This window comes from Onishia taeanensis, assembly GCF_013349955.1.
Classification (GTDB): Bacteria; Pseudomonadota; Gammaproteobacteria; order Pseudomonadales; family Halomonadaceae; genus Onishia; species Onishia taeanensis_B.
On sequence record NZ_JABVXC010000011.1, the window covers coordinates 13061 to 32593 of the forward strand.

Annotated in this window: 22 protein-coding genes; 4 read left to right on the forward strand and 18 right to left on the reverse strand. The window is 62.4% G+C overall.

What is annotated here, in order from left to right:
- Window positions 1-21: 21 nt before the first annotated feature.
- Both HUS66_RS12695 and HUS66_RS12700 read right to left on the reverse strand, forming a co-directional pair.
- Window positions 22-540 (reverse strand): L,D-transpeptidase, encoded by a 519-nt coding sequence (locus HUS66_RS12695; protein ID WP_175071281.1) that lies wholly within the window; start codon window positions 538-540, stop codon window positions 22-24.
- Window positions 541-543: 3 nt separating this feature from the next.
- Window positions 544-1212 carry a TetR/AcrR family transcriptional regulator gene (locus HUS66_RS12700; RefSeq protein ID WP_175071391.1) on the reverse strand — a complete coding sequence of 223 codons (669 nt, stop codon included), beginning with the start codon at window positions 1210-1212 and terminating at the stop codon, window positions 544-546.
- A 265-nt stretch (window positions 1213-1477) separates the two neighbouring features.
- On the opposite strand from HUS66_RS12700, the gene lexA reads away from it, so the two are divergent.
- Window positions 1478-2149, forward strand: a complete 672-nt coding sequence (gene lexA, locus HUS66_RS12705) for a transcriptional repressor LexA (RefSeq protein WP_175071282.1) — start codon at window positions 1478-1480, stop codon at window positions 2147-2149.
- 36 nt (window positions 2150-2185) lie between these two features.
- Window positions 2186-3253: a DNA polymerase IV gene (gene dinB / locus HUS66_RS12710; protein ID WP_175071283.1), complete on the forward strand. Its 1068-nt coding sequence runs from the start codon at window positions 2186-2188 to the stop codon at window positions 3251-3253.
- Here dinB and HUS66_RS12715 read toward each other — a convergent pair.
- A complete protein-coding gene (locus HUS66_RS12715; RefSeq protein WP_217488012.1) occupies window positions 3250-3834 on the reverse strand; it encodes a TMEM165/GDT1 family protein in 585 nt (194 codons plus the stop codon). The two genes, dinB and HUS66_RS12715, sit on opposite strands and share 4 nt — an antisense overlap.
- A gap of 347 nt (window positions 3835-4181) precedes the next feature.
- Window positions 4182-5036, reverse strand: coding sequence for a formyltetrahydrofolate deformylase (gene purU / locus HUS66_RS12720; protein WP_175071285.1), 855 nt, complete (start codon window positions 5034-5036; stop codon window positions 4182-4184).
- A 265-nt stretch (window positions 5037-5301) separates the two neighbouring features.
- On the opposite strand from purU, the gene HUS66_RS12725 reads away from it, so the two are divergent.
- Window positions 5302-6909: a ribonuclease J gene (locus HUS66_RS12725; protein ID WP_175071392.1), complete on the forward strand. Its 1608-nt coding sequence runs from the start codon at window positions 5302-5304 to the stop codon at window positions 6907-6909.
- Between the two features lie 210 nt (window positions 6910-7119).
- Here the strand turns inward: HUS66_RS12725 and HUS66_RS12730 are convergent, their stop codons facing one another.
- From HUS66_RS12730 to mobA, 7 genes are all read right to left on the reverse strand, one after another.
- Entirely contained in the window at window positions 7120-7410 is a 291-nt protein-coding gene (locus HUS66_RS12730) for an H-NS family nucleoid-associated regulatory protein (RefSeq protein WP_112053093.1), read from the reverse strand.
- 166 nt (window positions 7411-7576) lie between these two features.
- Complete coding sequence (gene moaA, locus HUS66_RS12735) at window positions 7577-8566, reverse strand: GTP 3',8-cyclase MoaA (RefSeq protein WP_175071286.1); 990 nt, start codon at window positions 8564-8566, stop codon at window positions 7577-7579.
- Window positions 8554-9015, reverse strand: a complete 462-nt coding sequence (moaE, locus tag HUS66_RS12740) for a molybdopterin synthase catalytic subunit MoaE (protein WP_175071393.1) — start codon at window positions 9013-9015, stop codon at window positions 8554-8556. The genes moaA and moaE overlap by 13 nt, the downstream gene beginning before the upstream one ends.
- Window positions 9016-9017: 2 nt before the next feature.
- On the reverse strand, window positions 9018-9815 hold the full coding sequence (moaC, locus tag HUS66_RS12745; RefSeq protein WP_175071287.1) for a cyclic pyranopterin monophosphate synthase MoaC: 798 nt from the start codon (window positions 9813-9815) through the stop codon (window positions 9018-9020).
- Window positions 9816-9866: 51 nt separating this feature from the next.
- Window positions 9867-11186, reverse strand: a complete 1320-nt coding sequence (gene glp / locus HUS66_RS12750) for a gephyrin-like molybdotransferase Glp (RefSeq protein ID WP_175071288.1) — start codon at window positions 11184-11186, stop codon at window positions 9867-9869.
- The gene (gene mobB, locus HUS66_RS12755; RefSeq protein ID WP_175071289.1) at window positions 11183-11791 is read right to left on the reverse strand and encodes a molybdopterin-guanine dinucleotide biosynthesis protein B; all 609 of its coding nucleotides are present in this window, start codon (window positions 11789-11791) and stop codon (window positions 11183-11185) included. The genes glp and mobB overlap by 4 nt, the downstream gene beginning before the upstream one ends.
- Window positions 11792-11965: 174 nt before the next feature.
- Window positions 11966-12562 carry a molybdenum cofactor guanylyltransferase MobA gene (gene mobA / locus HUS66_RS12760; RefSeq protein WP_175071290.1) on the reverse strand — a complete coding sequence of 199 codons (597 nt, stop codon included), beginning with the start codon at window positions 12560-12562 and terminating at the stop codon, window positions 11966-11968.
- 188 nt (window positions 12563-12750) lie between these two features.
- Here mobA and HUS66_RS12765 point away from each other — a divergent pair, with 188 nt between their 5' ends.
- The gene (locus HUS66_RS12765; protein WP_175071291.1) at window positions 12751-13332 is read left to right on the forward strand and encodes a cupin domain-containing protein; all 582 of its coding nucleotides are present in this window, start codon (window positions 12751-12753) and stop codon (window positions 13330-13332) included.
- A 48-nt stretch (window positions 13333-13380) separates the two neighbouring features.
- Here the strand turns inward: HUS66_RS12765 and HUS66_RS12770 are convergent, their stop codons facing one another.
- The 7 genes from HUS66_RS12770 to HUS66_RS12800 all read right to left on the reverse strand — a co-directional run bounded on the left by HUS66_RS12770 (window position 13381) and on the right by HUS66_RS12800 (window position 19530).
- Window positions 13381-14622 carry a uracil-xanthine permease family protein gene (locus HUS66_RS12770; RefSeq protein WP_175071292.1) on the reverse strand — a complete coding sequence of 414 codons (1242 nt, stop codon included), beginning with the start codon at window positions 14620-14622 and terminating at the stop codon, window positions 13381-13383.
- Window positions 14623-14776: 154 nt separating this feature from the next.
- Complete coding sequence (gene upp / locus HUS66_RS12775; RefSeq protein ID WP_175071293.1) at window positions 14777-15406, reverse strand: uracil phosphoribosyltransferase; 630 nt, start codon at window positions 15404-15406, stop codon at window positions 14777-14779.
- 104 nt (window positions 15407-15510) lie between these two features.
- The gene (gene ung / locus HUS66_RS12780; protein WP_175071294.1) at window positions 15511-16200 is read right to left on the reverse strand and encodes a uracil-DNA glycosylase; all 690 of its coding nucleotides are present in this window, start codon (window positions 16198-16200) and stop codon (window positions 15511-15513) included.
- A gap of 19 nt (window positions 16201-16219) precedes the next feature.
- Window positions 16220-16723, reverse strand: coding sequence for a xanthine phosphoribosyltransferase (gene gpt / locus HUS66_RS12785; RefSeq protein ID WP_175071295.1), 504 nt, complete (start codon window positions 16721-16723; stop codon window positions 16220-16222).
- Between the two features lie 34 nt (window positions 16724-16757).
- Entirely contained in the window at window positions 16758-17303 is a 546-nt protein-coding gene (locus tag HUS66_RS12790; protein WP_175071296.1) for an adenine phosphoribosyltransferase, read from the reverse strand.
- A gap of 19 nt (window positions 17304-17322) precedes the next feature.
- On the reverse strand, window positions 17323-18627 hold the full coding sequence (locus HUS66_RS12795; protein ID WP_175071297.1) for an NCS2 family permease: 1305 nt from the start codon (window positions 18625-18627) through the stop codon (window positions 17323-17325).
- 276 nt (window positions 18628-18903) lie between these two features.
- Complete coding sequence (locus HUS66_RS12800; RefSeq protein WP_175071298.1) at window positions 18904-19530, reverse strand: riboflavin synthase subunit alpha; 627 nt, start codon at window positions 19528-19530, stop codon at window positions 18904-18906.
- Window positions 19531-19533 lie beyond the last annotated feature (3 nt).

The window sequence follows — 19533 nt, forward strand, 5'->3', positions numbered from 1 at the left end:
TCGCCGGACAACAGGCACTGCTCAATCATGCAGCCAAACCGGCGTTCCGGGCGGGGCTAAGGAGAAGACCTGGAGCAGGGCCTCATCGCGCAGTCGAATGCAGCCGTGGGAGGCGGCCACACCCATGGGCTCGGCGGGCGGCGTGCCATGCAGATAAATGTAGCGACGCTGGGAGTCCACGTCACCACCGCGGTTATGGCCAGGCTCTAGGCCACATAACCAGAGGATGCGGGTGAGTACCCAATCGCGGGCGGGATGCGCGGCGGCAAGCTCAGGCGAATAGACTTCGCCGGTCGGCCGACGGCCCTTGAAGACGCAGCCGGGTGGCTGCCCCTCGCCGATGGCGGCGCGCACATAGTGCCAGCCGAGAGGCGTCTGGCCGCTGCCCTGGTGCTGACCGTGTCCGGCGAGGCCACTTGAGATCGCATATTCGGCGTGACGATTAGCGCCCTGCCAGACGATGAGACGCTGCGTCGTGAGATCGATGTCGAGCCAGATACCCTCCGCCGGCGGCAAGGCCTCGAGTCGTGGCGTGTGCATCCTCTACCCCGCGGCCTTGATGGATTCGGTGGCGCCTTCTGGCAACGGCGCCTGGAGCGCAGCCACGACCACCGGCCTCAGGCGGCGCACCAGATCGCGCACGCTGACGTGCTCGTCGAAATCCTTCTCGGCGATATCGCGCAGCGCATCCAGGCCGGAAAGCGTAAAGATTACCGTGCCGAGCACGAAGTGCAGTCGCCAGAAGCGTTCAGAATCCGGCAGTTCCGGTGTGGCCTTGCGCACCAGGCCGGTGAAACGGGTAAAGACGCTGCCGTAGTGCTCCTGAATATAGCGGCGCAGGTGGCCCTGGGCCTGGCTGTAGGCAAGGCCCAGCAGCTTCATGAACACCTTCAGGCTGTTACGTTCGGCAGGCACTTCCAGCACCGAGCGCGCCATGGTCTCGAGCAGCACCTCGAGGGGAATGGTTTGCCCCTGGTAGTCCTGCTCCAGCGCATCCAGGGCGGCGTGAAAGCGCTCGGTGAAGGGATCCAGGTAGCGAGCGAAGACCGCCTGGATCAGCGACTTCTTGGAACCGAAATGGTAGTTCACCGCCGCCAGATTGACCTTGGCCTTGCTGGTAATGGTCCGCAGGGAGGTTTCGGCAAAGCCTCGCTCGGCGAACAGCACCTCTGCGGTATCGAGAATCCGCGTCACAGTATCGGTCTGGGCCATGCTCATGCCTCTTCACCTGTCACCAATAAACGAATGTTTAAAACATTACCTGATTCTATGTTGTGAATCAGGATGTCACAACGGCGCGGAAAATCCATCTGGGCCCATCAACGCACGCCATAGCGGCCTGATCAGGCCTGATGAAGAAGAGCACTGATACGGGAACTGAGAAGGGAACGGGTGAAAGAGGCTTGCCGTATTACTGGATGCAATCACATACTGTATACTTGACCAAACACTCCCAGTGACCACCGGCGGAGGCCGCATGACACGCCCCCTGACACCGCGCCAGCAGAATGTCTATGACTTTATCGTCAAGACCATGAGCGAGTTGGGCTACCCCCCGACCCGCGCCGAAATTGCCCGCGCCCTGGGCTTCCGCTCTCCCAATGCCGCCGAGGAACATCTGCGCGCACTGGACAAGAAAGGCGCCATTCGCATGGTGCCGGGCACATCGCGGGGGATTCGCCTGCCGGCGATGGAAGTCGAGGCAGCGGAAAACGAGCCCAAGGCCGTCAATACAGCCGAGACAAACGCTCAGGGGCTGCCGATCATCGGTGAAGTGGCAGCGGGCAGCCCGATTCTCGCCACCGCCCATATCGACCGCTATTGCCCGCTACCGGCCGATTATTTCACGCCGCGCGCCGACTATCTGCTGCGAGTGCGCGGGCTGTCGATGAAGGATATCGGCATTCTCGAGGGCGACCTGCTGGCCGTGCACCGCACCGAGCGCATCCGCGACGGTCAGATCGTGGTGGCACGCATCGAAGATGAAGTCACGGTGAAGCGTTTCAAACGCCAGGGGCATACCGTTTGGCTGATGGCCGAGAACGAGGAATTCACGCCCATCGAGATCGACCTACGCCATCAGGCGCTGGAAATCGAAGGGGTCGGTGTAGGCGTGATTCGCGGCGGCAACGGTCAGGCCCTGCACTGATACGCCCGCTTTCACGCCACTGACGGAACGACAGACATGGCCGGCACGCCGAGAAAGATCCTGCATGCCGACTGCGACTGTTTCTATGCCGCGGTCGAGATGCGCGACAACCCGGCCCTGCGAGACGTGCCGATCGCCGTCGGTGGCGGGGTCGACCAGCGCGGGGTCATTGCCACCTGCAATTATCCCGCGCGCGCCTTTGGCGTTCGCTCGGCCATGCCTACCGCCCGCGCCTTGCGCCTGTGTCCTGATCTCGTGCTGGTACGCGGCGACTTCGAGCGCTACCGGGAGGTCTCCCGCCAGATCCAGGCGATCTTCCATGAGCTGACACCGCTGGTAGAACCCCTTTCCCTCGATGAAGCCTTCCTCGATGTCAGCGAGGTCGAACATTTTCAGGGCAGCGCCACCTGGATGGCGCAATGGCTCAAGGCCGAGGCCCTGAAGCGCACCGGCATCACCATCTCGGTGGGCGTGGCGCCCTCGAAGTTTCTCGCCAAGATCGCCAGCGACTGGGAAAAGCCCGACGGCCTGACCGTCATCACCCCCGATGACGTCGACGCCTTTATCACCGCCCTGCCGGTGAATTGCTTACACGGCGTAGGCCCCGCCACCGCCGCCAAGCTTGAGGCAATGGGCATCGCCACCTGCGAGGATCTGCGCACCTGGCCCATCGAGACCCTGCTCGAACGCTTCGGCAAGTTCGGCAAACGGCTCTTCGAGCTCGCCCGGGGTATCGACGAGCGCGAAGTACGCACCCACCGCGAGCGCAAGTCGGTCAGCGTCGAGACGACCTTTCACCATGACCTTCCGGACCTGGCGGCCTGCCAAGACGCCCTGCTACCGCTGATCGAACGTCTCGCCGGCCGGATCGAACGACACGGGCACCCGCCTTTGGACAAGCTGTTCATCAAGGTGCGCTTCAGCGACTTCACCCTGACAAGCCTCGAATGCCCCAGCGCCATCCCCAGCCCGGCGCTTTTCCAGCGTCTGCTCGAGCAGGCCTGGTCGCGGGCGGCACAACCGGTGCGCCTGTTGGGCGTGGGGGTGCGCCTGGTATCCGCCGATGCCCGCCGCCAGCTATCGCTGTTCGAGTCCGATGCCTAGCCCAGCAGCCATTGCCAGGCCTTGGCCTCAACCAGCACCACCCACAGCCCGAGCAGGATGAATACCGAGCACGCCAGCACGTGAATGGCACGAATCGGCAGGCGTTCGCAGAACCGCGCGCCCAGCCAGAGTACCGGCGCATTGGCGGCGAGCATGCCAAGGGTGGTGCCCAGGGTTACCAGCAGCACATCGTCGAAGCGAGCGGCCAGCAACACGGTGGCGATCTGGGTCTTGTCGCCGATCTCGGCGAGAGAGAACAGCACGAAACTGGTGAGAAACACACCATGACCGGGCGGGCCAGCCTCCAGGCCATCGTCATCGTCGGGCTTGAGCAACCACAACCCCATGCCGATAAAGGCCAGGCCTACCAGGGCCGTCATCAGGCGCGGGGCGATCAGATCGACCAATGTGGCGCCGAACCAGGCAGATACACCGTGATTGATCAGGGTAGCGGCCACGATGGCCCAGAAGATCGGCCAGGGACGAGCGAAGCGCGCCACCAGCAACAAGGTGAGCAGCTGGGTCTTGTCGCCGATTTCAGCCAATCCGATGGCCAGGCCGGAAGTGATGAGAGCGTCCAATGAATGATTCCCCCGGGCCGGCCAAAAGACGATACAGAACATGGTGTGCCGCCGGCCCCGGAAGCACACCATGTTCTGAGTCTCGTTTGACCTTTAGGCTGCCCGATATCAAGTACCGGGCCCCGGGTCGTCGATGCCATGGTCGTGGCGACCAAATTTGTTGACATCGACCATTCTCGGTCGCTTCTTACGCGCGTGTCGCAGGCAACTTAGCGGGCTTTTAACAGCCTTTCAGGTAAAGCCGCTGTACACGCCGCAGGAAGGCGGTTGGAAAGTAACTACTCCCCCAAAACGCTAGTGATGATAGCGACTTATAAACGGCTTGCCAAGTTATCCTTGGCCGACGATCAGGCGAAGACCACGGTCTTGTTGCCGTGGATCAGCACGCGGTCCTGAAGGTGCCAGCGCAGACCACGGGCCAGAACGGCTTTCTCCACGTCACGGCCGAAGCGCACCAGATCATTGGCGGTATGGCAGTGGCTGACACGCTGGATGTCTTGCTCGATGATCGGGCCGGCGTCCAGTTCCTCGGTCACGTAGTGGCAGGTCGCGCCGATCAGCTTGACCCCGCGCTCATAGGCCTGGTGATAGGGCCGTGCGCCGGCGAAGGACGGCAGGAAGCTGTGGTGGATGTTGATCACCCGTCCGGCATAGCGCTCGCACAGGGCCGGCGGCAGAATCTGCATGTAACGGGCCAGCACCACGGTGTCCGCCTGGACCTCTTCGACCAGGCGTTCGACTTCCGCGAAGGCCGGGGCCTTGTCGCTGGGGTCGACGGGCACATGATGGAAGGGGATGCCATGCCACTCGACCAGCGAGCGTAAATCGTCGTGGTTGGAAATCACGCAGGGGATCTCGCAATCCAGCTCGCCTGCGGTAAAGCGATACAGAAGATCAACCAGGCAGTGGGATTCCTTGGACACCAGCATGGCCACCCGCTGAGGACGGCGGGTATCGGTCAGCTTCCACTGCATCTCGAATTCGTCAGCGATCGGCGCAAATGCCTGGCGAAAGCCCTCAGCGTCGAGCGGCAGCGACTCCGCCACCACCTCATAGCGCATGAAGAAGCGGCCGCTGGTCAGGTCCGAGTGCTGATTGGCTTCGGTGATCGAGCCGCCCTGGCCGGCGATGAAGTTAGAAACACGCGCCACGATACCGACACGATCAGGGCAGGAAACCACCAAGCGATAGTAATGAGACATGGATTGACCGTCAGTTGATAACCAGAAGAGAAAAACACGAAGAAGGCTGCTGGCAAGGCGCCAGGCTGGCAAGTGTAACGAATTCAACCGCCTCGAAACACTCTGTCCGCGGCGCCTCGCGTTGTCGCTAGCCTTACCAGATGCGTATGATGAGGCGACTCTTTGCTACATCGTGTTTGTCATGTCCCGACCTCGTGTCCAGATTCGTCCTCGCCGCCGCCCCCCGCTGCACTTCCTGCCTCTAGGCGGGTGCGGTGAGATTGGCATGAACCTCAACCTCTACGGCTATGACGGACACTGGATCGCCGTGGACTGCGGCATGATGATCCGCCAGGACCTGCCCGACAGCCCGCTACAGGTGCCCAACCTGACGACACTCGGCACCCTCGATATCAGCCCCAAGGCCCTGATCATCACCCATGGCCACGAAGACCATATCGGCGCCGCCGCCTGGCTTTGGCCCCAATGGGGCTGTCCGATTCATGCCACCCCGCTGGCGGCCGGCCTGCTGCGGGCCAAGTTCGCCGAACGCGGCCTGGCCACCGACGCCATTCGTGTCATCGACCCGGGCGAGGCCATGGAGACCGGCCCCTTCGGGCTGCGCTTCCTGCCACTGACGCACTCTATCCCCGAGAGCTGCTCGCTGCTGATCACCACCCCCGAACAGCGTGTCTTGCATACCGGTGACTGGAAGTTAGACCCGGCGCCGATGATCGGCAAGCCGGTCGATGAGAGCCTCTACCGGGCGCTGGCACCGGTCGACCTGGTGGTCGGCGATTCCACCAATGCGCCCCTGCCCGGCCACTCACGCAGCGAGCGTGACGTCGCCGAGGCATTGGAACGCACCATCGCTGCCTGCAGCGGTCGGGTGATCGTGTCCTGCTTCGCCAGCAACCTGGACCGGGTGCTGGCCATCGGCCTTGCCGCCCAGCGCTGTGGCCGTCGGGTGAGCCTGATGGGGCGCTCCATGGAGCGCATGGTGGGCGTTGCCCGCGGGCTTGGCTATCTCGACGACTTTCCTCCCCTGGTGCCGGTGCGAGATCTTGGCTATCTGCCTCCCGAGGAAGTCCTGGTGATCGCCACCGGTAGCCAGGGTGAACCACGCGCGGCACTCTCGCGGCTTGCTCGCGGCCGCCACGGAGATTTCGAGCTCGCGCCGGGCGATAGCGTGATCTTTTCCGCCAAGGCGATTCCGGGCAACGAGCGATTGATCGAGCGCTTGCAGCACGGCCTACGCCAGCTCGGCGTCACTCTCTTCGAAGAACGCGAGCACCCTGAGCTGCATGCCTCTGGACACCCGGCTCGAGACGAGCTGAACACCTTCTACGAATGGGTGAAGCCTCGCCACCTGCTGCCGGTACATGGTGAGCATCGCCATCAGCAAGCGCATCGGGAACTGGCCGAAGCACGCGGCATTGCGGCTCCACTGGTGCCGGTCAACGGCGATCTCATCCGCCTGGACGGTGACGGCCTGACACGGGAGTCGCGCCATCCCCAGCCACCCTGCATCATCAGCCAGGAAGCGGTCACCCCGGTGCCGGATCTCGACGACCCCAAGGCCGGTCGCCGCGAACGGCACGGCAGCCTCTTTCTGGTCCTGCCGGTCACGCCGATGGATGAAGGCTGGGCGCGGATCGGTCGCCTGTTGCTCGACGTTTCCACATCGACGCCGCTCGACGAAGACGCTTTCGCTGATTGGCTGGACGATCGACTCGGCGAATTATCGGCCGATAATCTCGCCGAACTTCGCCGCCAGCTGCATCCTAGCCTGATGCATTATTTGGGCGAACACCTGCGCCAGCTTCCGGCGGTGCATTTGCAGCTGCTGGCCGCCGAGCCGCCCAGCGAAGCGACATTCGCCAGCACGCCCTGAACAAGGCCAACACCTCGTGAACTTAAGAGACCTTAAGAGACCTTAAGAGAGACGAGTTTAGGCAATAACTGTCCAAGCCAGCCAACTTGGCCTATCCTGGTTGCCCCGCCTACCCGCTCGGTCTTTACCATCCGTGTCATGACGTTCTTCGCGATTCGCTATTGGACGAACATCAGCCCTTACCGTGGAACATCACGCGACAGCCAATGATCAGGACTGTTTGGCATCCTTCGGTGGGCGGCCACGACGGCGCTTGGGCTGCTCTGGCACCAGATCATCCACGGAAAGCCCGGCATCATTGATGGCTTCACGAATCTCAGCGAGCTTCTGCTCCTTCATTCGCTCTTCCTGCTGACGCTCACGCTCTTCTTCCTGCTTGTGTTCGATGACTTCGCCAATGACTTCAGCCAGTTTGTGAAGCTGCTCCATGCTCAGCTGCCGTGCGGCTGCGCGCGCGACATTCTTATTGCGGGCGATACGCTCAAGGGTTTCCGATGACATTGGCTTCTCCACGTGTCAGTGCTAAAGAACCGTTAACTACTGAAAAGAAAAGTATATGCACAGGGCGTTACTTGGCAAGAAATAGCCGCCTCTTTATTCATAAAAAAAACCGGCCCCGTGGGTCGGTTTTTATTTATAACGCTCTCGGTATGTCGCTGAAAAAGGCTCAGCCCCCGGTCATGTTCATGAAGCGAACCACCTGCACGTCACCGTCGGTGGTGAAGTAATGTCGCTCAGGCTTGAGCGGCATCGCCTCGATGATCCGAGCCTTGAGCGCCTCCATATCACCGGGATATCGGCGCAGCACTTCGCGAAGGTCCACGGAGTGTTCGTTACCCAGGCACAGCAGCAAACGCCCTTCTACCGTGACCCTGACGCGATTGCAGGAGGAGCAGAAATTGTGACTGTGCGGCGAAATAAAGCCGATGCGAGTCTCGCTGTCGGCCATGCGGAAATACCGTGAAGGCCCTGCGGTGGATTCAGCCGAGGCCAGGAGCGGGTAACGCGACTCGATCAGCGCCTGCACTTCATCGCTCGAGCAGAAGGTCTCTGCCCGGGAATGGTCGGAGACATCGCCTAACGGCATCTCTTCGATGAAACTGATATCGAGCCCCTCTTCGCGGGCAAACTCCACCAGATCCAGCACTTCATCGTCGTTACGGCCCTTGAGGATGACAGCGTTGAGCTTGATGCGCGAAAAACCGGCGGCCTTGGCGGCGCGAATACCGGCTATCACTTTCTCCAGCTCGCCGGTTCTGGTGAGTTGGCGAAAGCGCTCGGGGTCCAGTGAATCGAGGCTGATATTGAGCCGCTCGAGCCCCCCTTCGCGCAGCACCTGAGCATGCTTGTCGAGGCTGGCGCCATTGGTGGTCATGGCGAAATCCTTGAGCCCGGGCAGCGCACCGATATCACCGACCAACTGGCCAATACCACGCCTGACCAGAGGTTCGCCGCCGGTCAGCCGAATCTTCTCGACACCGAGCTCGACAAAGGCGCGTGCCACCATTTCCAGCTCTTCGAGGGTCAGCACCTGAGCACGCGGCAGAAAGGTCATTTCTTCGCTCATGCAGTAGACACAGCGGAAATCACAGCGGTCGGTGACTGAGATCCGCACATAGCTGACGCGGCGACCGAAGTCATCGATCAGTTGTTCCATGCTTCCTCCCAACGCGCGGCATCTTGATAATCGCTCGAGCGTTCTGCGACCCAGTAATTGCCGCTCGCAGTGTGTTCTTTCTTCCAGAAGGGAGCGCGCGTTTTGAGATAATCCATGATGAAATCACAGGCCTCAAAGGCCGCACGACGGTGCGCACTGGCGACCACCACTAGCACGATCGGGTCGCCTGGTGCCAGGCATCCCACGCGGTGAATAAGACGCACTCCTTGCAGGGGCCAGCGACCACAGGCGTCTTCAACAATGGCTTCCAGTGCCTTTTCGGTCATGCCGGGATAATGCTCGAGGGTCAGGGCCGTCACTTCGGGTCGTTCGTTGAAGTCACGCACCAGGCCGGTAAAGCTGACCGTGGCGCCGATATCGCTGCGCCCCTGCAGCAGGGCCTGCTGCTCGACGCCGACATCGAAGGCCTCCTGCTGCACCCGGATCATCATCAACCTCCCGTTACCGGTGGGAAAAAGGCGACCTCATCACCATCGGTCAGCGGGGTCTGATCCCCGCCCATCACCTGGTTGACCGCGCAGAGTACCCGCCCTTCATTGAGTCCGGCAAAACGGGCATCCTTGGCCGTGAGCGCTGCCTTCAACCCGGCAATATCGGCACTTTGCAGCGCATCGAAAGGAAGGTCGAGATCGCTGACACCCAGACGTTCACGCAGCTCTGCCAGGCACTTGATGTGAATGCAGGGCGCAGCGGTATCCAGCGCCAGCCCCGGATCGGCATGGCGCGAGGCGCCGGTAACGATGGGCGACGATATCGCTTGGCGGCGGTAGTCGCCTGACTTGCCTCCGGTCTTGCTTTCCAGGCGTATCTCGCCGATTTCCATGTCCTTGTCGACAGCCTTGCACATGTCGTACAGCGTCAAACAGGCCACCGACACAGCCGTCAGCGCTTCCATTTCGACGCCAGTGCGGCCATTGAGCCGGCAGGTGGCGCTGACCTCGACGCTTGAAGTCGGCTCATCGAGACGGAACTCGATCGCCACCTTGGACAACGGCAGCGCATGGCAGAGCGGAATCAGCTCAGGGGTGCGCTTGGCCGCCTGAATGCCGGCGATGCGCGCCGTGGCCAGCACATCGCCCTTGGGCAATTCACCATCGGCCAGCAGCGCGAGCGTCTCGGGATGCATGCGAATGCGCCCACTGGCGACGGCCTCTCGCCGGCTCTCGGCCTTGTCGGCCACGTCGACCATATGGGCTTCGCCGCGGGCGTTAAGGTGGGTCAGGCTCATACAGGATCACCCGCTAGTAAAGTGGATCGGATACCACACAGTATCGCACCCTTAGCCGCGATGCATAAATGGCTGAAGCGTCACCGTTTCGCCGGCTTCGATGCCCGCGCAAGGTGCCGAGATTTCGATCAGGCAGTTGGCGGCAACCATTGAAGACAGGATACCGGACCCCTGGCGACCGGTGCTGCGCACCCAGAGCTGCCCGCTCTCATCAGCGTGATAGACCCCGCGCAGGAAGTCCACGCGTCCGCTGCGACTTTTGAGCGATTCCTCGGCGCGGGCGATGAGCCGCAGCGGCTGCCAGGCATGCTCCCCCTGCAGGCGTCTGATCAACGGCTGGACGAACTGCAAAAAGGTCACCATCACCGCCACCGGATTTCCCGGCAGACCGAAGAAGGGCACGCGCTCAGCGCCGAGCCGCCCGAAGGCCAGTGGTCGGCCTGGGCGCATGGCGATACGCCAGAAACCCAGCTCGCCGGTTTCGGCCAGCGCCGGCTTGATCCAGTCCGCCTGGCCAACTGAGACGCCGCCGCTGGTGATAACCATGTCTGCCACTGCGGCCGCCTCTTCCAGCGCCCTGACCATCCCCTGCGACGCATCGGCGAGAATGCCAAGGTCGATGACCTCGACGCCGAGGGCCGTCAGCAGACCGCGCAGTGAGAAGCGGTTGGCATCGAAGATGCCATCTGCAGGCAGCGGCTCGCCAGGAGCCGTGACCTCGTCGCCGGTCGAGAAGATCGCCACCCTCAATTGCCGCGCCACTCGGGCGCGATCGACACCCAGCGAGGCCAGCAACCCAAGGTGCTCGGCAGCAAGCCGAGTGCCGGCGGTCAGGGCTACCGCTCCCCGCGGCACGTCTTCCCCCGCCTGACGCACATGCTGGCCAATCTTGACCGTCTCTGGCCGCGTCACGATCACTCGCTCGTGACCGCCCTCGGGTGGTGCTTCTTCGAGCTGCTCGCTCATGATCACCGTATCGGTGCCCGGCGGCATCGGGGCGCCGGTGGTGATGCTCACGGCGGCGTACTCGGGCACGGCATCGTGATAGCCATGGCCGGCCAGAGACTTTCCGACTAGCGTCCAGGACTCGGGAAGCGCCGGTGAGCCGTGTGCCTGACTGCTTGGCTGGCCTTGCGCCTGCTCTTGTGGCCTCAAGGGCCATGCCACGGCAATGCCATCCATGGCCGCATTGGTATTCTGGGGCACGTTGACCGGCGAGGTAACGTCCTCACTCAACACGCGCCCCAGCGATGACGCCAGAGGCAAGGTTTCCTGCGCCGGAGAGGAGCTAGCCGAGAAACCGAGAATCGCCTCCAGGGCTTCCTCCACCGACAGCATGCGTTCACCGAGGTCGAAGCAGGACAGGCTCATGTCGACGCCCCCTGGGAAGCATTCAGCTGGCGTGCCGGCAAGCCGCGCTGCTCAGGCCAGCGGCCGGGCCAGGCCGCCACCCAGTCGGTGAGCGCCTCCAGGTCATCCAGGAACAGCGACTCCACGCCCGCCGGCAGACTCAGCGGTGCACTGCTGGCCACCGCCCTCACCCACGGATCCGCGACGGCGCGCAGCGGTTTACCAAGCGATGGGCGGTGCAGTTCCAGCTTGGGCAACGGCCAGGCCTTGAAGCCTTCGATCAGCACCAGGTCCGGGCTCAACGGTCGCACCTGCTCGATCAGCGCCGCCAGGTCGGGCTCATCCTGGCCCGGCGTGTTGAGCATCAGCGCGGTGCGGGAGCGCGAAGCAATCAGCATCGGCGCAGCGCCCGCCTCGCGCAGGCGGTGACTATCCTTGCCCGGCTGATCGATATCGAACTGGTGATGGGCATGCTTGATGACCGCCGCACGAATACCCCGCGCCGCCAGCCTCGGCAGCAGCGCCTCCAACAGGGTCGTCTTGCCCGTGCCGCTCCAGGCCGCAATGCATAGCAACGGCAAGGGCTCATCGGCCAGCGGCAATCGATGTTCGGCCTGCTCGCTCATGTCCTGCGGCTCCCCTTAGTGTGACGACCTTTCATTTGATGACTCTTCTGTTTGCAACGCCTAGCGTAACGACTCTATCCGGTGACCGATGTTCTGATGACGACCTGGTTTGAAGACGCAGAGTCATGGGCACCTTGTCATGAATGGCTTGTCATGCGGCATCTGCTTGCCGGCTCAGGCGTCATCGGCTCGCAGCTGCTGGGCCAGCCGGGCCTTGTCGGCTTCGGTATTGAGATTGGCAAAGGCGGCGGGGCAGTCGCTGAAATCCGCCCGGGTCCAGGTATGACGAGCGTACCAGCGGTCGATCTTGCGCTCGCCCTCGCGCAGAGCCTCGCCAAGATCCTCGGCGAGGTCTCGGCGAATCAAGGCCACTACCGGATGATCCCGCTCGCCATCATGGGCGACGGCGATATCGGCCTCGCCGATCGCGGCGATCAGGCGCTCCACCAGGTCTTCAGGCAGCGCCGGGCTATCGCAGGGCACGACGACTACCCAAGGTGTGTCGGCGGCCTCGAGGCCACTCCAGATGCCCATCAAGGGGCCCTGGTAACCGCTTTCTCGATCACAGACCACCCGACTGCCCAGCGTCCGATACTCATCGAGATGCCGGTTGGCATTGATCAGCACCTCGGCCACCCGGCCCTCGAGACAGCGTCTGGCATGTTCGACCAGCCGCGCGGACCCAAAGGGCTCTAACCCCTTGTCACGACCGCCCATGCGTCGCCCCTGGCCGCCGGCCAAAATCAGACCTGTCACTTCATCATGCGTCATCTTAAGCCCTCGTTTTATCCCTGATTCACAAGGATTATCGCTGGTGACAGCCTAACGCAAAGCTTCCCGCCACGAACCCTCATGATGCAAGTTGCCCACCATGGTCTTAGATAAGAAACCGCCGCGCACTTAAGTTCCCGCTCATGAGTGGGTATCATGCTGTCAAAGATGTTCAACAAGGGCCGACCATGAGTGGATTCGACGTCGGCAATCGCCTCAAGCAATTGCGCTTGTCGCGAGAGCTGTCACAACGCGAACTGGCCAAACGGGCCGGAGTCACCAACAGCACCATTTCGCTGATCGAGCAGAACAGTGTCAGCCCTTCGGTCAGCTCGCTGAAGAAGATTCTCGATGCCATGCCGGTATCGATCAGCGAGTTCTTCGCCGGTGAAAGCGAGTCTCAGGAGCAGGTCTTCTATCCCTCCAGCGAACTTACCGAGATCGGCGACGGCACCCTTTCGTGGAAGCTGGTGGGCGCGCGCAGGCCCAACCGCAGCATGTCGATCATCCACGAGCACTACCCCCCCGGTGCGGATACCGGTGAGGAGATGCTGGAGCACGAGGGAGAAGAAGGCGGCGTGGTGATCGCCGGCGCCATCGAACTGCAGGTCGCCGATGAGGTGCGGCAGTTGCAGGCAGGCGACGCCTACTACTTCGACTCACGCCTGCCCCACCGCTTTCGCAATACAGGCGACAGCGAATGCGTGATCGTCAGCGCCAATACCCCACCGTCCTTCTCTGACGGCGGGGATGAGCAACATCACGTCTGAGGCCTCGATCTTTCAGGTCGACAGCCCCTTCGGTGTTCAGCTTGGGGCCTATTCTCCTTCCTTGGCCGGCGGCAACACGGCGTTGAGCACGATGCCCACCAGCGCGGCCAGGCTCACGCCCTGCAGAGTGAACTGACCGCCACCCACCTGCATGCCGCCAATACCGAAGACCAGAATCAGCGATACCACCACCAGGTTGCGCGGTGCCGTCAGCGAGTGGCCAGCGCGCACCAGGGTGTTCATGCCCACCACCGCGATCGAGCCAAACAGCAGCGTCATGATACCGCCCATCACCGGAGCGGGGATGGTCTGCAACAGCGAGCCGAGCTTGCCGAGGAAAGCCAGCACGATGGCGGTCACGGCAGCGATCATCATGATCCGCGGGTCGAAGGCTCGCGTCAGGGTCACGGCACCGGTCACTTCGGAATAGGTCGTATTGGGCGGTCCCCCGAACAGTGCCGCCACGCTGGTGGCCAGGCCATCGCCCAGCAGGGTGCGATGCAGACCCGGTTTCTCGAGGTAGTTCTTCTTGGTCACCGAACCGATGGCGACCATATCGCCGATATGCTCCACCGCCGGTGCGATGGCCACCGGGATCATGAACAGGATCGCAGCCCAATGAAAAGTCGGGGCCGTGAAGGACGGCAGCGCCAGCCAGGCCGACTCATTGACCGGCGTGAAGTCGACCACCCCCATCAACAACGCCAGTACATAGCCGGTAGCGATGCCACCCATGATCGGCACCAGGCGAATCAGGCCACGACCGAAGACCGCCAGTACCAGCGTCACCAGCAGGCTTGCCATGGACAACACCAGTGCCTGGCCATAGCCGATGGCGTCGCTGGTCTCGCCGGTTGCCATGTCCACGGCCACCGGGGCCAACGCCAGACCGATGACCATGATCACCGGCCCTACCACCACCGCCGGCAGCAAGTGATGCAGCCAGGCGGTCCCCTTGAGCCGCACGAACTGGGAAATCACCACATAGACCAGACCCGCCGCCATCAGGCCGCCCATGGTCGCGGGAATGCCGAAGCTCTGAACCGAGCCTTGGATAGGCGCGATGAAGGCAAACGACGAGGCCAAGAACACCGGCACGCTCTGGCGGGTAACGCCGTGAAACACCAGCGTGCCCACCCCCGCCGTGAACAGCGCCACGTTAGGATCGAGCCCCGTCAGCAGCGGCACCAGCACCAGGGCACCGAAGGCGACGAACAGCATCTGCACCCCGGTCAGCAGGGTGCGCGGCAAGGATTGTGTCGGCTGACGGCCGGCCACCGTATCGGTCATATCAGGTTCTCCAAGGCCAGAAACAAAAAGGTGATAAACAAAAGGTGATAAACAAAGCAACCAGGCCCTGCCATCAGGGCTCAGGAAAAAGCAGCGCACAGCAAAACGCCCCTGCGTGGTGACGTCAGGGGCGTTTGCTCTATCAGATCACGATTCAGCGAGTCCCGAAGATCTTGTCGCCGGCATCACCGAGGCCCGGCACGATATAGCCGTTCTCGTCGAGGCGCTCGTCAATAGCCGCGGTGTAGATCTCGATGTCCGGGTAAGACTCCTGGACACGCTTGATCCCTTCCGGGGCCGCAACCAGCACGATGACCTTCATCTGCTGGCAGCCGCGCTCGCGCAGCATGTCCAGCGTCGCCACCATCGAGCCGCCAGTGGCCAGCATCGGGTCGATGACGATGGCCTGACGCTCTTCGATATCGTTGGCGAACTTGGCGAAGTACGGCACCGGCTCTAGCGTCTCTTCATTGCGATAGAGCCCCACCACGCTGATACGGGCGCTGGGAATCAGGTCGGTGACGCCGTCGAGCATGCCGAGACCCGCACGCAGGATCGGTACGATGGTGACTTTCTTGCCCTTGATCTGGTCGATCTGGATCGGCTCTTCGCTCCAGCCCTCGATGGTGGTCGGCTCGAGCTCCAGGTCCTGAGTGGCTTCGTAGGTCAGCAGCTTGGCCACTTCTCCAGCCAGCTCACGGAAGCTCTTGGTGCTGATGTCATTGGCGCGCATCAGGCCGAGCTTGTGCTTGACCAAGGGATGGTTGATGGCGTGAACGCTCATGGCGGCGGACCTCTTCGGGCGACGGGATGGGGACGAATGACGGCTTTGTCGCATGAAGATCATGCACAAATTGCGCAACATTCTACCCGCATCGGTCGACGAGGTTAAGGCTGAGTGGGCAGCTGCCAGTCGATGGGGTCACGGCCATGTGCAGCGAGGAAGGCATTGCCCTGTGAAAAATGGTGGTTGCCAAAGAAACCACGATGGGCCGAGAGCGGCGACGGGTGCGGCGACTCCAGGACCAGATGGCGACCGGTATCGATCAGCGCCTTCTTCTGGCGGGCATGACTGCCCCAAAGCAGAAAGACACAGGGCGCGCAGTGCTTATTGACGGCGGCGATCGCCCTGTCGGTGAAGGTTTCCCATCCGCGCCCCCGGTGTGACGCCGCCTGCCCCGCCTCGACGGTCAACACAGTATTGAGCAACAGCACGCCCTGGCGCGCCCAGTACTCGAGATGGCCGTGATCGACCGGCGTGCAGCCAAGGTCGCTGGCCAGCTCCTTGTAGATGTTCCGAAGCGACGGCGGCAGCTTGACCCCAGGCTGCACCGAAAAGCACAGCCCGTGCGCCTGGTCCGGACCGTGATAAGGGTCCTGGCCGAGAATCACGACCTTGACCTGGTCGAGCGGCGTCAGCTGGAAGGCACGAAACCAGTTCGACGAGTGCGGATAGATGATCCGCCGCTCGCGTTTGTCCTTGGCCAGGGCGTCACGCAGCGCCTGCATGTAGGGGGCGTCGAACTCTGCCCCCAGATGACGATCCCAGCTTTCCGGCAAGGGGTGTTGCGCTGACATGCTTTCCGACATCTCGACCTCAGGCATCGGTTTCGCCGGAGGCCTCGCCACGCACGCGATCGGCCAACGGCTCGACATAGGCCACGCCCATGTCCCAGGGGAACTGTATCCAGCAATCCTGCCCCACTTCGGTCAGGAACTGATCGACCAGCGGACGGCCATCCGGCTTGGCGTAGACGGTCGCGAAGTGGGCCTTGGGCAGCATTTCGCGCACCCTGCGAGCCGTCTTGCCGGTATCGACCAGATCATCCACCAGCAACCAGCCATCGCCGTCGTGATCGACGCCTTTCATGACATCGAGGCCCCCCTGGTCCATGTGGTCGTAGCTCTTGATGCACACGGTATCGATCAGGCGCAGGTTGAGCTCACGGGCGATCAAGGCGGCCGGGATCAGACCACCGCGAGTGATGGCGACGATGCCCTTGAAGTCGCGCTCGACCAGTTGATGGCAGAGCTCGCGGACATCGCGATGCAGCTGGTCCCAGGAAACGATGAAGTGTTGCTGATAGCGGTTGGCGCTCATGACGAATTACCAAAAACGTAACGGGGGACGAGGCTTACTCGTCCTCGGTGAAAGAGCAGACAGCGAAGACGCCAAAACCGGCCTCGCGGATCTTGTCGGAACCGCCGAGCTCTGGCAGGTCGATGATGGTCGCGGTCTCGACCACGTGACCGCCGGAGCGGGTGATCAGCTTGGCCGCCGCACACATGGTGCCGCCGGTGGCGATCAGGTCATCGACGAGCAGGATGCGATCACCGTGCTGGAAGGCATCGGCATGCAGCTCGACTTCAGACTGACCGTACTCGAGGGTGTAGGTCTCGCTGATGGTGCGAAACGGCAATTTGCCTTTCTTGCGCACCGGCACGAAGCTGCAACCGAGTTCATAGGCCAAGGGTGCGCCGATGATGAAGCCGCGGGCGTCGATAGCCGCGATCGCGTCCAGATCCATTTCCTGGTAGCGATGCACGAAGCTGTCGATCAGCTTGCGAAAAGCCGCACTGTTCTGCAAAAGCGGCGTGATATCACGGAAGTTGACCCCCGGGTTCGGCCAGTCGGGGACGGTGCGAATCACGGATTTGATGTAGTCGCCGTAGATGCTCATCGAAGATCGAGTCCAGTGGTCAGTCGAGGAAGAAGAATTTGAGGGCAAAGACAATCGCCAGCACGATTACCGCCGGGTTCAAGTCGCTGAAGCGGCCTGACAGGGCCTTGATGGCAGCGTAGCTGATGAACCCAAGCGCGATACCCTCGGCAATCGAGAAGGTCAGCGGCATGGCAAGCGCGGCAATCAGCACCGGCGCGGCCTCAGTGGCGTCATCCCAGTCGGCATGCGCCAGGCTGCCCGCCATCAAGGATGCCACGTAAAGCAGTGCCCCGGCCGTTGCATAGGCGGGAATCGAGCCGGCCAGCGGCGAGAAGAACAGGCTGATCAGGAACAGCGCACCCACCACTACGGCGGTGAGACCCGTGCGTCCGCCTGCGGCGATACCCGACGCGCTCTCGATGTAGCTGGTGGTGGTCGAGGTACCCAGTGCAGCACCCGCCATCGAAGCGGTGGAGTCGGCCATCATGGCACGACCCAGCCGTGGCAGCTTGCCATCCTTGTCGAGCAGCCCGCCCCGATGAGCAACGCCGATCAGGGTGCCGGAGGTGTCGAAGAGGTCAACGAACAGAAAGGCGAAGATCACGCTGAACATCGCCACGTTGAAGGCACCGGCAACATCCATGGCCATGAAGGTCGGTGCCACGGAGGGCGGCATCGACATCACACCGCCGTAATCGTTGTGGCCCAGCAGCATCGACAGCACGGTAACACCCAGGATGCCGATCATTACCGCGCCGGTGACCCGCAGGTAGGACAGCGCGGTGATCACGAAGAAGCCCCCCAGGGCATACAGCGCCGATGGCTGGGTCAGATCACCGAGCGATACCAGGGTTGCCGGGTTATCGACCACGATACCGGCGTTCTTCAACGCGATCATCGCCAGGAACAGGCCGATACCCGCCGCGATCCCCAGGCGCAGGGTCATGGGGATCGAGTTGATGATCCACTCGCGGATGCGAAAGACACTGAGCAGAAAAAAGGTCAGGCCCGACAGGAAGACGGCGCCAAGAGCGGTCTCCCAGGAGTACCCCATGCCCAGCACCACGCCGTAGGTGAAGAAAGCATTGAGCCCCATGCCCGGCGCCATGGCGATGGGATAGTTGGCCCACAGCCCCATGATCAGACAGCCGATGGCGGCCGCCACACAGGTAGCGACGAACACTGCGCCGTAGTCGACCCCGGCTTCCGACAGGATGCTAGGGTTGACGAAGATGATGTAGGCCATGGTCAGGAAGGTCGTGACCCCGGCGATGATCTCGGTGCGAACATTGGTGCCGTGTTCGCTGAGCTTGAAGTGGTTGTCGAGCAGTCGTTTCAACATCGGCGTTACCCTACCCTGGCGCGTGGACTCTGATGGTCCGGGTGCGAGAAAAGCCGCATATCTTACCCCATCGGCCAAGGCCGATGCGATAGGCGGCATCCTGATACGACACGGCCGGCGAGCCTCATGGGATCACCGGCCGCTGCTATGGGTCATGACAGGCATCCTGCGCTGTCATGGCATTCGCTAGACTATCTACAAGCAATCGCCGGGCCAGGGACACACAGACCCGCCAACGAAAAGTTGACGAAATGGTCAACTCCGTCGCGCCTGCAATCAGCCACGGCTGGCCATTACCCGCTCGACGGTCTCGACGATCGCCTGGGTCTGGGGATCGATCTCGATATTGACGTAATCGCCGGGCTTGCGGTCGCCAAGCGTGGTCCGTGCCAGGGTCTCGGGGATCAAATTCACGCAGAAGCGCGGCGCTGCCGCCCCGTCACCAGGCCGCACTTCGCCGATCGTCAGGCTGATGCCGTCCACGCCAACGTAGCCCTTGTCGAACAGGAAGCGGCCATGGGCAGCAGGCACCTCGAACCACAGGCGACGATTGTTGGGCGCCTCCTCCAGCTCGACCAGCTCTGCCATGCAGACCACATGGCCTGACATGGCATGGCCGCCGATCTCGTCACCAAAGCGCGCTGCACGCTCTATATTGATGCGATCCCCCACTTCCACTGCACCAAGGTTGGTCAGTCGCAGCGTCTCGCGCATCAGGTCCACCCATACATGACTACCCTCGATGGCCGTCACGGTCAGGCAGGCCCCGTTATGCGCCACCGAGGCGCCAGTTTGAAGCCCTTCGCATAGCTCAGGCGGCAGTGCCATTTCGAAGGTCCGGAAGTTTTCTTTGTCGGTCACTGACACCAGGGTGGCGGTGCCTTGAACAATACCGGTAAACATGGC